The organism is Streptomyces sp. NPDC048258, assembly GCF_043201995.1.
Lineage (GTDB): Bacteria > Actinomycetota > Actinomycetes > Streptomycetales > Streptomycetaceae > Streptomyces.
This window is the reverse complement of the sequence record NZ_JBICZH010000005.1, coordinates 241,687-254,560: the sequence shown is the minus strand read 5'-3', so window position 1 is coordinate 254,560 and position 12,874 is coordinate 241,687. Positions and strand designations below refer to the sequence as shown.

The following is a 12,874-nucleotide window of genomic DNA, read 5'->3' as shown; positions in this document are numbered from 1 at the left end:
CTACTGCTGGGTGAAGGTGCCCAGGTGGTTCGCATCGAGGTACTCGACGCGGACCGTGCCGTCGGCGAAGGTCACCCCGGTGCGGCCGGCCGCCATCTCGCCGGTGGTCTCGAAGCTGAAGGTGTCGCCGTCGTAGTGGGTGAGCGGGAAGAGCATCGGCTTGGGGCCGAGGGCGAGGGTCAGCGCGCCCTTGTCGTCGGCCGTCACGGTCGCCTTGCCGTAGTACGGGTTGTCGTAGGTGCCGGTGTAGGCGGCGCTGTCCTTGGCGGGCTTGGCGGAGGCGGGCGGGTGGGCGTAGTCGGTGGGGGACCGGGCCTCGTCGACCTCCTTCGCGTAGACGGACGCGAGCAGGGGCAGCCAGTCGGTCGTGGCCTTGCCGTGCTGGGCGACGTCGAAGAAATCGAGGGCGACGGCGTCGGCCAGGCCGACGGGGGCGCCGTTGGTGAGGACGACGATGCCGAGCTTTTCGAGGGGGAGCATCGTGACGTTGGCGTTGGTGCCGAGTTCGAAGGCGCCGGAGTGGCTCAGGCGCAGCCGGCCGGAGTCGTCGTAGGACACGTTCCAGCCGAGGCCGTAGAAGCCGGCGCGGCCGGTGGGGGAGGTGGGCGGCTGCGAGACGACCTCGGGAACGTGCGTGCGGGCGAGCGTGGCGGCGGGGATGATCCGCTTGCCGTCGAGGGTGCCGTCGGCCAGCTGGAGCCGCAGCCAGCGGGACATGTCGCGGGCGGTGGAACTGACGCCGCCGGCGGGGGCCTGGGCGTCCGGGTCGCGGACGTAGCGGGGGCTCCAGGTGCCGTCCGGGTTCTTGACGTGGGTGGAGGCGTGGTCGGGGGCGTTGACGTAGGCGGAGAACTCGGTGCTGGTGTGGGTCATGCCGGCGGGCTTGAAGAGGGTGTCCGCGCTGAGCTTCTGCCAGCTGGTGCCCTTGGCACGAGCGACGGCCTCGGCGGCGGCCGTGAAGCCGAAGTTGGTGTACGCGTAGCTCGCCCGGAAGGGGGTGAGGGGCTCCAGGCGCAGGTGGTCGAGGATGTACGACTGGTCGTAGCCGAGGTCTTCGAGGAGGTCGCCGGCGTGGTCGGGGAGGCCGCTGCGGTGGGAGAACAGGTCGGCGGTCGAGAGGTGGTCGGTGACCCAGGGGTCCTTGAGGGAGAACCCGGGGAGGGTGGTGTGGCGGTCCCACTCGTCGGGGTCGGTGAGGGTGCCGGCCACGACGGTGGAGGAGACGGGCTTGGAGAGGGAGGCGATCTGGAAGACCGTGTCGGGGCCGACCTTCGCGGTGTCGCCGGTCCTGCGGAGCCCGAAGCCCGTGAGGTGGACGACCTTGTCGTCGTGGACGACGGCCACGGACACGCCGGGGACGCCGGTGCGGCGCATCATGTCCTGGACGGTCCGGTCGAGGCGGGCGACGGCCTTGTCGACGGCGTCGTCGCTGATCGAGGGCCGTGGCTCGGGCGGGGGGCTGGGTGCGGCGTTCGCCGCCGCGGTGGCCAGCAGGACCGCGGCCCCGGCGGCCACGGCTGCGCGGAGCGTACGCATGCCGCCATTGTCCTGCCGGACGGGCGGGAGCGCGCGGGGGCGTGCGGCCCGGCTGCTGGGGCTCCGCCCCAGACCCTCCCCCAGGCTCCGTCCGGGGGGACCCCCACGCCTCAAACGCCGGCGGGGCTGGAAGTCCGGGGCTCCGCCCCGCGCCCCGCGCCTCGAACGCCGGCGGGGCTGAAAGATCGGGGCTCCGCCCCAGACCCCGCGCCTCAAACGCCGGCGGGGCTGAAATTGCCCCATGGGCAGCAAGAAGGCGCGGGGGCATCAGCTGAATCCAGCCCCGCCGGCGCTTGAGGCGCGGGGTACGGGGCGGAGCCCCGGTCTTTGAGGCGAGTCGGCGCCGGAGGCTACGCGGCCGCGGCGTGGTCCTGTTCGGCTTCGACCGCGGCGTTCCAGTCGCGCTTGATCGCGCGCCAGCCCTCGTCCGTCTCGCCCAGCCGCCAGTAGCCCGAGATCGACAGGCGTTCGCGCGGGATGCCGCGTTCCAGGCGGAGGTGGCGGCGGAGGTCCTTCACGAAGCCCGCCTCGCCGTGGACGAAGGCGTGCACGTCCGTGGACGGGAACTCCAGGGAGGTGACCGCCTCCACCAGGGCCTCGCCGATCGGACGGTCGCCGCGGTGCAGCCAGACCGGGACGACCCCGTCCGGGGTGGCGATCTTCTGCTCGCCCTGCGGGCCCTCGACCTCCACGAAGGCGTGGACCCGCGCACCCATCGGCATCCGCTTCATCGCCGCGGCGATCGCCGGCAGCGCGCTCTCGTCGCCGACCAGCAGGTGCCAGTCGGCCGTCGGGTCCGGGGCGTAGGCGCCGCCCGGGCCGAGGAAACGTACGACCTCACCCGGCTCGACCCGCGCCGCCCAGGGGCCGGCCAGGCCCTCGTCGCCGTGGACGACGAAGTCGAGGGTCAGCTCCAGGTGCGCCGCGTCCCAGCTCCGTACGGTGTACGCGCGCTGGCGCGGCCACTGCGCCCGGGGGAAGTCGGCGCGGATCCGGTCGAGGTCCCACACCGGGTAGGTGACACCCTCCGGCGGGAAGAGGAGTTTGACGTAGTGGTCGGTGAATTCGCCCGCGTCGAATCCGGCCAGGCCGTCCCCGCCCAGCACGACGCGCACCATGTGCGGTGTCAGCCGCTCGGTGCGTACGACGACGGCGGTGCCGACGGTGCGGGCGCGTCCTTCTGCCACGGTGTCTCCCCTGACTCCCCAGAAACTTAGCCTTACCTAAGTTAGCATCTCAAGGGCGCAGCGCACTGCTCAGCCGGGACACTGCCCCGCCCAGACCCCACCGATGGGCTAGCGCGTCGACCAGCTCCGGTTGTGCCGGGGCCGACGGAAGGGCCGGATCGAACTGCGGGAGCGGGACGTCGGAGGCCACCTGGACCACCTTCGGGGCCACGGCCAGATAGGCCCGCGACTCGTCCAGGCGCTTGCGCTGGGTGAGGGTCAGCTTCGACTTCGGGTCGTCGATCGCCGCGATGATCCCGGCGAGGCTTCCGTAGGCGTCGAGGAGCTTCGCCGCCGTCTTCTCGCCGATCCCGGGGACGCCCGGCAGGCCGTCGCTCGGGTCACCGCGCAGCAGCGCCAGGTCCGCGTATCCGGGTCCGTCCACCCCGTACTTCTCGCGCAGCCACGCCTCGTCCGTCACCTGGAGCGAGCCCACGCCCTTGAGGGGGTAGAGCACGCGCCGCTGCCTGGCGTCGTCGACCAGCTGGTACAGGTCCCGGTCGCCCGTGACGATGTCCACCGGGCCCGTCGCGCGGGCGGTGAGCGTACCGATCACGTCGTCCGCCTCGTAGCCGGCGACGCCCACGCGCGCGATGCCGAAGGCGTCCAGCGCCGTCTCGATGATCGGCACCTGCGGGGCGAGCGTGTCGGGGGTCTCCTCCACGTCCGGGCCGCTCTCGGTCTCCACCGCGACCCGGTGGGCCTTGTACGAGGGGATCAGGTCCACCCGCCAGTGCGGCCGCCAGTCGGCGTCCATGCAGGCCACCAGGTCGTCCGGGCGGTGGTCCTGGACCAGTCGCCCGATGAAGTCGAGCAGGCCGCGCACGGCGTTGACCGGAGTGCCGTCCGGGGCCTTCACGGAGTCCGGCACACCGAAGTAGGCGCGGTAGTAGAGGGAGGCGGTGTCCAGGAGCATCAGGCGTCGTGTCGTCACGCAGACGATGATGCCGCAACGCGCCGACACGGTCGGCGGAGCCCGCCACGGACAGTGAGCGGACCGGTACGGGAAGACCCGTGCACGCGAAACCGGAGGCGGTTGCTGCGTAAGGTGCTTACAGCACACCGATGTGCGACGGACCAGGGGAGGGCAGCCCCGAAATGAACGACAAGGACGACAAGGGCAAGGACAAGGACGGCAAGGAGCCGCTCCGTGTGGGCGTGGCCGTGCGCAAGCGGCGTCGCGCGCTCCACCTGACCCTTGCCGCCGTGTCGGCGCGCAGCGGCCTGTCGGTCCCCTTCCTGAGTCAGATAGAGAACGAGCGGGCCCGGCCCAGCATGCGGTCCCTGGAGCGGGTCGCGGACGCGCTGGAGACCACGGCCGTCGAACTGCTGGCCGCGTCCGACACCGCGCGCACGGTGGACCTCGTACGGGCCGGAGACGAATCCGGGCTCACCCCGGTCCCGGGCGTGCGGCCCCTCGTACGCGGGCACCACCAGCTGCACGCGCTGGAGTTCACCGGGGACCAGGACGCCGGGCGCGAGTACCAGCACCGCAACGACGAGCTGATGTACGTGGTCGCCGGCGCCTGCCAGGTGGAGGCGGAGGGGCGGGCGTACCGGCTGGAGAGCGGCGACGCGCTGTTCCTGTCGGGCGGCGTACGCCACCGCTGGCGGGCCGTCAGCGAGGACACCCGGCTCCTGGTCGTCGCGGTGGGCGAGCACATCCACGCGACGTCCGAGCCGCCGTCCCCCGGGCATTGAGCGGCGTGCGGCGGGTCGTCTCGCTGGTGCCGTCGCTGACCGAGGCGGTGGCCGTGAGCGCGCCCGGGCTGCTGGCCGGGGTCACGGACTGGTGCACCCACCCGGCGGACCTCGGGGACGCGGTGCGGATCGGCGGGACGAAGAACCCCGACGTACGGCGGATCGTCGAGCTGCGCCCCGACCTGGTGATCGCCAACGAGGAGGAGAACCGGGCCGCGGACCTGGCGGCACTGCGGGCGGCCGGGACGGAGGTGCTGGTCACCGAGATCCGGGACCTGCCGCAGGCGCTGCGGGAGCTGGACCGGGTGCTGGTGGGGGCACTGGGGCTGGCGAGGCCGGGGTGGCTGGCGGACGCGGAGGCCGCGTGGGCGCGGGTGGAACCCGTCGGGTCGCTCCGAGCCTTCGTACCGGTGTGGCGGCGGCCGTGGATGGTGCTGGGCCGGGACACCTTCGCGGGTGACCTGCTGGCCCGGCTGGGCGTCCGCAACGTCTACGCCGGGCACGGGGACCGGTATCCGCGGATCCCGGTGGAGGAGCTCGCCGCCGCCGGCTGCGATGTGGTGGTGCTCCCGGACGAGCCGTACCGCTTCACCGCCGACGACGGCCCGGAGGCCTTCCCGGGGCTGCCCGCCGCCCTGGTCAGCGGCCGTCACCTCACCTGGTACGGACCCTCACTGGCCGAGGCCCCGGCCGTACTGGCCGAGGCCCTGCGCGCGGCGGTCTGAAGGGCTGTTCGTACCCTGCGGGCATGCGTATCCCAAGATCCTCTGCCCTTGTCGCGGGAGCGGCGCTGCTGGCCGCCGCCTGTTCGGCGCCCACGTCGTCGTCCTCCGGCCATGCCCCGGAGGCGGGCCGCCCGTCCTCGCCGTCCGCCACCGCGGTGGCCGGGCGGCTGGGCGCCGCCGAGATCCAGGGCCGTTGGTGGAACTGGGCGGCGGCCAGCCCGGCCCGCTCGAATCCGGTGGCGGACCGCGACGGCGCGTTCTGTGCCGAGAAGCAGCCGGACGACGTCTGGTTCCTCGCGGGCAGCTTCGGCGAGACGGTGCGGCGCACCTGCAGGGTCCCGGCCGGGCGCCCGGTGGCCTTCCCCTTGGTCAACCTGTTCGGTGACAGGAGCGACTGCACGCGCTTCATGGAAGGCGCCAAAGGCGGAGCCACGCTCGACGGCAAGCAGCTGGAGGCACAGCGGTACGAGGCCACCGGCATCCAGCTCAAGGGGGTCGAGGGGAACCCGGTGACGCAGGACGGCAGCGCGCTGTCCGTCCGGGCCTGCGGCCTGTGGGTCCAGCTCGATCCGCTGCCGCCCGGTGCGCACACCCTGCAGATCGAGGGCTCCTCGGGCTCGTTCGCCGTCTCGGTCGGCTACGAGCTCCAGGTCGGCTAGCCGGTCAGCCCGGTCAGCCCGGTCAGCCCGGTCAGCCCGGTCAGTCCGGTCAGGCGGCGAGGAGGCGGCCGGCGGCCAGGCCGCGCAGGGTGTGGGCGGCGGCGAGGAGCCAGGCGGTCAGGAGGGCCAGGAAGAGGGCCGAGGCGAGCCAGGCGAAGGCGGTCAGGCCGGTGTGGCGGGCCAGGCCGGCGGCGCCGGTGACACAGGTGCCGACGGGGAAGGTCAGCGCCCACCAGGTCATCGCGAAGCCCATGCCGTTGCGGGCGGCCCGGACCAGCATGGCCGCGGCCAGGGCCAGCCACAGCAGGGCGAAGCCCATCACGGGGACCCCGTAGACGACGGCGAACGCGCCGAGCGCACCGGCGTAGGGGGCGCCGATCGACTGGGGGGCCATGTCGGCGAGCTGGTTCACGGCGGTGGTGGACTGGCCGAGGGGGCCGAGGACCAGGAAGAGGGTCGGGGTGAGGGCCAGGGGGAGGGGGCCGTTCACGATCAGCCGGCCGAAGACCAGGGGCAGCATCAGCAGGGTGGCGAACAGGCTGATGCCGAACATGGCGTAGCAGGCGAGCAGCAGGGCCTCGCGGGGCTGTCCGGCGGGCAGGTGGGGTATCAGCAGCGGGCCGAGCGCGGCGGAGACCATGGGGGCGACCAGGGGAAGCAGCCAGACCGGGGTGGCCTGCTTCGCCTCGACCTTGTGGCGGACGACCATCAGGTACGGCACCGCCACCGCCATGACCAGGCCGATCACGGTGCCGACGGTGAACAGCACCGCGTCCAAGGCGACGGCGGCGCCGGTCCCGATGAGGTCCTTGCCGACGAAGAGGGTGCCGCCGCCGACGGCCAGCAGCGCCATCGAGAGGCAGCCGTAGAACGGGGCGACGGCGGGGTCGAGGAGGTGGGCGCGGGCCTGGTCGCGGTGGTGGATCCAGTGGCCGGCGCGCGCGGTCAGCAGCACGGCGAGGGCGGCGGCGGACAGCGCCCAGACGATCTGGCAGACCACGCGCTGGCCGGGGACCTGGTACGGGAGCGTGGCGCCGGCGTTGGCGACGATCGCCGTGCCCATGACGGAGGCGTACCAGTTGGGGCCGAGGTGCCGCAGGGCCTTGTGGGCCCGGGGGGCGGTCTCGGGGGTGGAGGCGGTGGTGCGGGGTCGCACGAGGGTGGTGGCCATGGGCCCACACTCGCGTCTCGGTGTAACGGGCGGCAGAGGGCATCTTCCTATGAGGCCATAAACTGATGTTATGGGTGATGAGGAGTGGGTGCCGCTGGCACACCGGGTGCCGGACCTCGGCGCGCTGGAGCTGTTGCTCGCGGTCGCGCGCGTCGGCAGCCTGAGCGGCGCGGCCCGGCGGCTGGGAATCACCCAGCCCGCGGCGAGCAGCCGGATCCGGGCGATGGAGACGCGGCTGGGAGTGGCCCTGGTGGACCGCTCGCCGCGGGGGTCGACGCTGACGGCGGAAGGCGCGCTGGTCACCGACTGGGCCCGGCGGGTCGTGGAGGCGGCCGAGGCCTTCGACGCGGGTGCGCAGGCGCTGCGCGGGCGGCGGGACTCGCGGCTGCGGGTGGCCGCCAGCATGACCATCGCGGAGTACCTGCTGCCGGGGTGGCTGATCGCGCTGCGCGGGCAGCGGCCGGACACGGCGGTGTCGCTGCACGCCGGGAACTCGGCGGTGGTCGCGCAGCGGGTCCTCGCACACGAGGCGGACCTGGGCTTCGTGGAGGGGCTGACGGTGCCGGACGGGCTGGACTCGGCGGTGATCGCGCAGGACCGGCTGGTGGTGGCGGTGGCACCGGGCCACGCGTGGGCGCGGCGCTCGCGGGGGGTGGAGGTGGCGGAGCTGGCGGCCGCGCCGCTGATCCTGCGGGAGCGGGGGTCGGGGACGCGGCAGGTGCTGGACGCGGCGCTGGCCGGGAGCGGGGGGCTGGCGGTGCCGCTGCTGGAGCTGGCGTCGACCACCGCGGTGAAGGCGGCGGCGCTGAGCGGTGCGGGGCCGTGCGTGCTGTCCGAGCTGGCGGTGGTGGATGAGCTGGCGGCGCGGCGGCTGGTGGAGGTGCCGGTGGCCGGCGCCGTCCTCGGGCGGGCCCTGCGGGCGGTCTGGCCGGCGGGGGCGCGGCCGGCGGGCCCGGCCCGTGACCTGCTGTCGCTGACCCGGGGCCCGTCCTAGCCGCGGCGTACCGGCCGCGGCACCCTTGCCGGGGCTCGGCCCCGGACCCCGCGCCTCAATCGCCGGCGGGGCTGGATGGTGCGGCGCCGCTGCCGGGGGCTCCGCCCCCGGACCCCCGCGCCTCAAACGCCGGCGGGGCTGGAAATGCCGCGCCCTGTGCCCCGGCGGGGTTGGAATGCCGCGCCCTGTGCCCCCGCGGGGCTGGAAATGCCGCGCCGGGCGGACGGGATCGGCCCAATCCAGCCCCGCCGGCGTTTGAGGCGCACGATCCAGCCCCGCCGGCGATCGAGGCGCGGCAGGGCCCGGGAAGCCCCGCGCAGCGGTTACGGCACCGGGACCGCCGCGTGGGCGACGGCGGCTGCGATCAGGGACGCCATCACGCGGGTGTCCTTGTCGCGTTCCGGGTGCCACTGGAGGCCCACGACCCACCGCTCCGGGTCGGGGAGTTCGATCGCCTCCACCGTGCCGTCGACCGCGTGCGCCGAGACGACCAGGCCGTCGCCCAGGCGGTCGACGGCCTGGTGGTGGTAGGTCGGGACCTCCGCCTCCTCCGGGACCAGGGCCGCGTACCGGGTGCCCGGGACCGGGCTGACGGGGTGCCAGGAGAAGGTGCCCGGCGTATCGAGGTGGCCGTCGATGTGCTGGACCAGGCTGCCGCCCAGGGCCACGTTCAGCGCCTGCATGCCCCGGCAGATGCCGAGCACCGGCATGTTCGCCTCCAGCGCGGCCGTGATCAGGGCCAGTTCCCACTCGTCGCGGACCGTCGCGGGGGGACCCGTACGGGCGTCGCGGGCGGCGCCGTAGTGGACCGGGTCCATGTCCGGGCCGCCCGCGACGATCAGGCCGTCCACCCGGCTCAGCACCTCCGCCGCCGTCCCCGGTCCGTCCGGGGGGAGCAGTACGGCCGCACCGCCCGCCGCCTGGACGAGTTCGTAGTACCCGGTGGGTACGAGGGCCGTCGCGAGGTCCCACACCCGGTAGTGGGTGGATTCCTCAACGTAGGTGGTGATGCCGATGAGCGGCCGTGGCACGGTCGTTACCTCCGAGGATCGGGATGTGGGCCAGGGTCAGGATTTCAGTCGCGGGCCAGCTCCGCCTCGGCTTCCGCCAGCGCCGCGAACTCCTCCTCGGGAGCCGAGGCCACGAGGTGGTGCCGACTGTAGATCGCGAAGTAGGCGAGAGCGACGGCGTACACGGCCAGGGCGATGAAAGCCGCGTCCTTGTCCACCAGGAAGGTGGCGACCAGGGCCGACAGGGCGAGTACGAAGGCCACCGAGGAGGTCAGGATTCCGCCGGGGGTGCGGTACGGGCGCTCCAGCTCCGGCTCCCGGCGGCGCAGCACCATGTGCGAGAGGGCCATCAGGGCGTAGGAGATGGTCGCGCCGAACACCGCGATGTTCAGCATCCGCGCGCCGTCCCCGGTGGCGGCGGCGAGCGCGAAGCCGATCGCGCCGGGGATGACCAGACCCAGGTACGGGGCCTTGCGCTTCGAGGTCAGGGAGAGGAAGCGGGGCAGGTAGCCGGCCCGGGAGAGGGCGAAGAGCTGGCGCGAGCCCGCGTAGATGAGGGAGAAGAAGGAGGCCACCAGCCCGGCGAGGCCCGCGTAGTTGACGAAGCGGCTGAGCGCGGTCGGGCCGCCGTCCCCCTCCAGCGCCACGACCAGCGGGTTGCCCGCCGACTTGACGGCGTCCGCGCCCTGCGCGCCGGTCGCCGCGAAGAAGGTGATCAGCGCCAGCAGGGCGAGGATGCCCATGGAGATGGACAGCGCCTTCGGCATGGAGCGGACCGGGTCCTTGGCCTCCTCGGCCGCCAGCGGTACGCCTTCCACGCCCAGGAAGAACCACATGCCGAAGGGGAACGCGGCCCAGATGCCCAGCACGCCCAGCGGCAGCCAGGAGTTCGAGCCGAAAGCGCTCGCGTCGACCGGGATGTCGTTCAGGCCGTCGGCGCTGAACTCGGTGAAGGCGCCCACCGCGAAGATCAGCAGCGCGGCGACGGCGATGGCGGTCACGATGAGGCTGAAGCGCAGGGCCTCGCCGACGCCCCACAGGTGGACTCCGATGAAGACGACGAAGCAGCCGAGGTAGACGGGCCAGCTGGAGGTGAGGCCGAAGAGGCCGAGGGACTCGACGTAGTCGCCGATGAAGATGACGATCGCGGCGGGGGCCAGGATGTATTCGATGAGGATCGCGGTGCCGGTGAGGAAGCCGCCCCAAGGGCCCAGCGCGCGGCGGGCGAAGCCGTATCCGCCGCCCGCGGTGGGCAGGATGGTGGACAGCTCCGCCAGGGAGAAGACCAGGCAGGCGTACATCGCGCCCATGAGGACGGTGGCGATGGCGAGGCCACCGAAACCGCCCTTGTCGAGGCCGACGTTCCAGCCGGAGAAGTCCCCGGAGACGACGTACGCGACGCCGAGGCCGGTGAGGAGCAGCCAGCCGGCGCTGCCGCGGCGCAGGGTGCGGCGCTCCAGGTAGTCGGCGGACGTGTCGCCGCCCTCGGGGGACGTGGGGGGTGCGGGCACGGCTGTCAGCCGTGCCTCGATGTCGTCGGCCATCGTGCGCTCCTGCCTCAGGGCAATGGTTGTGGGGCGTACCTTTGCCGGATTGCAGTGGAGTGCGCAAGACCTCTGCGTTAAACAGAAGTTACGAATCCCTCCCGGTCCTCAGGCCAGGAAGCCCCGCAGCAGCGCCGCCGTGCCGCAGCAGTGCTCGCGCATCGTCTCCCGCGCCCCGGCCGCGTCCCGCTCCAGCACGGACTCCACCAGCGAGGTGTGCTGCTGCTGCGAGTGCTCCAGGTTGCGCACCAGGAGCGGGATGCAGTCCAGCAGGTCGTTGACCGTGGCCCGGACCGCCGCGTACTGGGCCGTCAGGGTGGCGGACCCGGCCAGTTCGCACAGGGTCAGGTGGAAGAGGGTGTCCTGGCGGCGGTAGTCGGCGAGCGGGGCGTCGTGGGTGGCGGTCAGGGCGGCGAGCAGCCTTTCGGTGCCCTCCTCGGTCAGCCCCTGGGAGGCGCACAGGCCGGCCGCGCCCACCTCCAGGACCTCGCGGAACCGCAGGGCGTCCTCGATGTCCACGCCAGCGACCCGCCGGCGCAGCTCCTCCTCGACGACGCCCGCCGGGGTGTCGGGCCGGGGCAGCACAAACGTTCCGCCGTACCGACCGCGCCGCGCCTCCACCAGCCCCTGGTCCTGCAGTACCTTCAGCACCTCGCGCAGGGTGACCCGGCTGATCCCCATCCGCTCGGCCAACTCGCGCTCGGGCGGAAGCCGTTCGCCGCCCGGCACCAGGCCCAGCCGGACCACCTGGAGGATCTGTTCGAGCGCCTCCTCGAAACCGTTGCCCGCCCGCACCTGCCGCAGTACGGGATTCAGCCGCGCGATCGCGCCGCCCTCGCTCGCCGTGTCGGTCATCTCGGCTCCTCCCCTTCCCAAGCAATGGTTCTATTCAATACCTTAGGCCCACTCGGCTCACCGAAGGAGAGATTCCAGTGGTAGACCGCAAGCCCCCGCTCGCGCCCGAGGAGCTCCGCTCCCTGGTCGCAAGCGGTGAGATCGACACAGTCGTCCTGGCCTTCCCCGACATGCAGGGACGCCTCCAGGGCAAGCGGTTCGCCGCACAGTTCTTCCTCGACGAGGTCCTCGCGCACGGCACCGAGGGCTGCAACTACCTCCTCGCCGTCGACACCGACATGAACACCGTCGACGGATACGAGATGTCCTCCTGGGACCGGGGCTACGGCGACTTCGCCATGCACCCCGACCTCGCCACCCTGCGCCGCGTCCCCTGGAACCCCGGCAGCGCCTTCCTCCTCGCCGACCTCGCCTGGAACGACGGCTCGCCCGTCGTCGCGGCGCCCCGGCAGATCCTGCGCCGCCAGCTGGAGCGCCTCGCCGAGCACGGCTACACCGCGATGGTCGGCACCGAGCTGGAGTTCATGGTCTTCCAGGACACCTACGAGCAGGCCTGGAACGCCAACTACCGCGGCCTGATCCCCGCCAACCAGTACAACATCGACTACTCCGTCCTCGGGACCGGGCGCGTCGAACCCCTGCTGCGCCGCATCCGCAACGAGATGCAGGCCGCGGGCCTGATCGTCGAGTCGGCGAAGGGCGAGTGCAACCTCGGCCAGCACGAGATCGCCTTCCGCTACGACGAGGCGCTCACCACCTGCGACCAGCACTCCGTCTACAAGACCGGGGCCAAGGAGATCGCCGCGCAGGAGGGCGTCTCGCTCACCTTCATGGCCAAGTTCGACGAGCGCGAGGGCAACTCCTGTCACATCCACCTCTCGCTCAACGACACCGACGGACGCAACGCGATGGCCGGTGACGGACCAGGCGGAATGTCACCGGTGATGCGACACTTCCTGGCCGGCCAGCTGGCCGCACTGCGCGACTTCTCCCTTCTCTACGCCCCGAACATCAATTCGTACAAGCGTTTCCGGCCGGGATCCTTCGCACCGACCGCCGTCGCCTGGGGCGTGGACAACCGGACCTGCGCACTCCGAGTCGTCGGCCACGGCCGCTCCATGCGCTTCGAGAACCGCCTCCCCGGCGGTGACGTCAACCCGTACCTCGCCGTCGCCGGCCTGGTCGCGGCCGGGCTCTACGGCATCGAGAACCGCCTGGAACTGCCGGAGGCGTGCGCCGGGAACGCGTACACCGCCGACTACGCGCACGTCCCCGCGACCCTGCGCGAGGCCGCGGAACTCTGGGAGAACAGCGAGATCGCCAAGGCCGCGTTCGGCCCCGAAGTGGTCGCCCACTACCGGAACATGGCCCGCGTCGAACTCGACGCGTACGACTCCGCCGTAACGGACTGGGAGCTGCGCCGCTCCTTCGAACGCCTGTAAGCCCCTACCGA

At 72.8% G+C, this 12,874-nt stretch carries 12 protein-coding genes; 5 read left to right on the top strand and 7 right to left on the bottom strand.

Going from position 1 to position 12,874, the window contains the following annotated elements; translation table 11 throughout:
• The 3 genes from ACGFYQ_RS14900 to ACGFYQ_RS14890 form a co-directional block, all read right to left on the bottom strand.
• On the bottom strand, positions 1-1,536 hold the full coding sequence (locus ACGFYQ_RS14900; RefSeq protein ID WP_393743749.1) for a serine hydrolase: 1,536 nt from the start codon (positions 1,534-1,536) through the stop codon (positions 1-3).
• Between the two features lie 350 nt (positions 1,537-1,886).
• Entirely contained in the window at positions 1,887-2,723 is an 837-nt protein-coding gene (locus ACGFYQ_RS14895) for a siderophore-interacting protein (RefSeq protein WP_393743747.1), read from the bottom strand.
• A gap of 49 nt (positions 2,724-2,772) precedes the next feature.
• Complete coding sequence (locus ACGFYQ_RS14890; protein WP_393744043.1) at positions 2,773-3,678, bottom strand: 5'-3' exonuclease H3TH domain-containing protein; 906 nt, start codon at positions 3,676-3,678, stop codon at positions 2,773-2,775.
• Positions 3,679-3,860: 182 nt separating this feature from the next.
• Here ACGFYQ_RS14890 and ACGFYQ_RS14885 point away from each other — a divergent pair, with 182 nt between their 5' ends.
• The 3 genes from ACGFYQ_RS14885 to ACGFYQ_RS14875 are packed head-to-tail and all read left to right on the top strand — an operon-like array spanning position 3,861 to position 5,847.
• The gene (locus ACGFYQ_RS14885; RefSeq protein ID WP_393743745.1) at positions 3,861-4,463 is read left to right on the top strand and encodes a helix-turn-helix domain-containing protein; all 603 of its coding nucleotides are present in this window, start codon (positions 3,861-3,863) and stop codon (positions 4,461-4,463) included.
• Positions 4,464-4,468: 5 nt separating this feature from the next.
• On the top strand, positions 4,469-5,188 hold the full coding sequence (locus ACGFYQ_RS14880; RefSeq protein ID WP_393743743.1) for a helical backbone metal receptor: 720 nt from the start codon (positions 4,469-4,471) through the stop codon (positions 5,186-5,188).
• Between the two features lie 23 nt (positions 5,189-5,211).
• A complete protein-coding gene (locus ACGFYQ_RS14875; RefSeq protein ID WP_393743741.1) occupies positions 5,212-5,847 on the top strand; it encodes a signal protein in 636 nt (211 codons plus the stop codon).
• Positions 5,848-5,896: 49 nt separating this feature from the next.
• Here the strand turns inward: ACGFYQ_RS14875 and ACGFYQ_RS14870 are convergent, their stop codons facing one another.
• Positions 5,897-7,018, bottom strand: a complete 1,122-nt coding sequence (locus ACGFYQ_RS14870) for a TDT family transporter (RefSeq protein ID WP_393743739.1) — start codon at positions 7,016-7,018, stop codon at positions 5,897-5,899.
• A 70-nt stretch (positions 7,019-7,088) separates the two neighbouring features.
• Here ACGFYQ_RS14870 and ACGFYQ_RS14865 point away from each other — a divergent pair, with 70 nt between their 5' ends.
• Positions 7,089-8,012 carry a LysR family transcriptional regulator gene (locus tag ACGFYQ_RS14865; RefSeq protein WP_393743737.1) on the top strand — a complete coding sequence of 308 codons (924 nt, stop codon included), beginning with the start codon at positions 7,089-7,091 and terminating at the stop codon, positions 8,010-8,012.
• A 323-nt stretch (positions 8,013-8,335) separates the two neighbouring features.
• Here the strand turns inward: ACGFYQ_RS14865 and ACGFYQ_RS14860 are convergent, their stop codons facing one another.
• The 3 genes from ACGFYQ_RS14860 to ACGFYQ_RS14850 all read right to left on the bottom strand — a co-directional run bounded on the left by ACGFYQ_RS14860 (position 8,336) and on the right by ACGFYQ_RS14850 (position 11,421).
• The gene (locus ACGFYQ_RS14860) at positions 8,336-9,043 is read right to left on the bottom strand and encodes a gamma-glutamyl-gamma-aminobutyrate hydrolase family protein (protein ID WP_393743735.1); all 708 of its coding nucleotides are present in this window, start codon (positions 9,041-9,043) and stop codon (positions 8,336-8,338) included.
• A gap of 44 nt (positions 9,044-9,087) precedes the next feature.
• Positions 9,088-10,566: an ethanolamine permease gene (gene eat / locus ACGFYQ_RS14855; protein ID WP_393743733.1), complete on the bottom strand. Its 1,479-nt coding sequence runs from the start codon at positions 10,564-10,566 to the stop codon at positions 9,088-9,090.
• 108 nt (positions 10,567-10,674) lie between these two features.
• A complete protein-coding gene (locus tag ACGFYQ_RS14850) occupies positions 10,675-11,421 on the bottom strand; it encodes a FadR/GntR family transcriptional regulator (protein WP_393743731.1) in 747 nt (248 codons plus the stop codon).
• A gap of 77 nt (positions 11,422-11,498) precedes the next feature.
• On the opposite strand from ACGFYQ_RS14850, the gene ACGFYQ_RS14845 reads away from it, so the two are divergent.
• On the top strand, positions 11,499-12,863 hold the full coding sequence (locus ACGFYQ_RS14845) for a glutamine synthetase family protein (protein WP_393743729.1): 1,365 nt from the start codon (positions 11,499-11,501) through the stop codon (positions 12,861-12,863).
• Positions 12,864-12,874 lie beyond the last annotated feature (11 nt).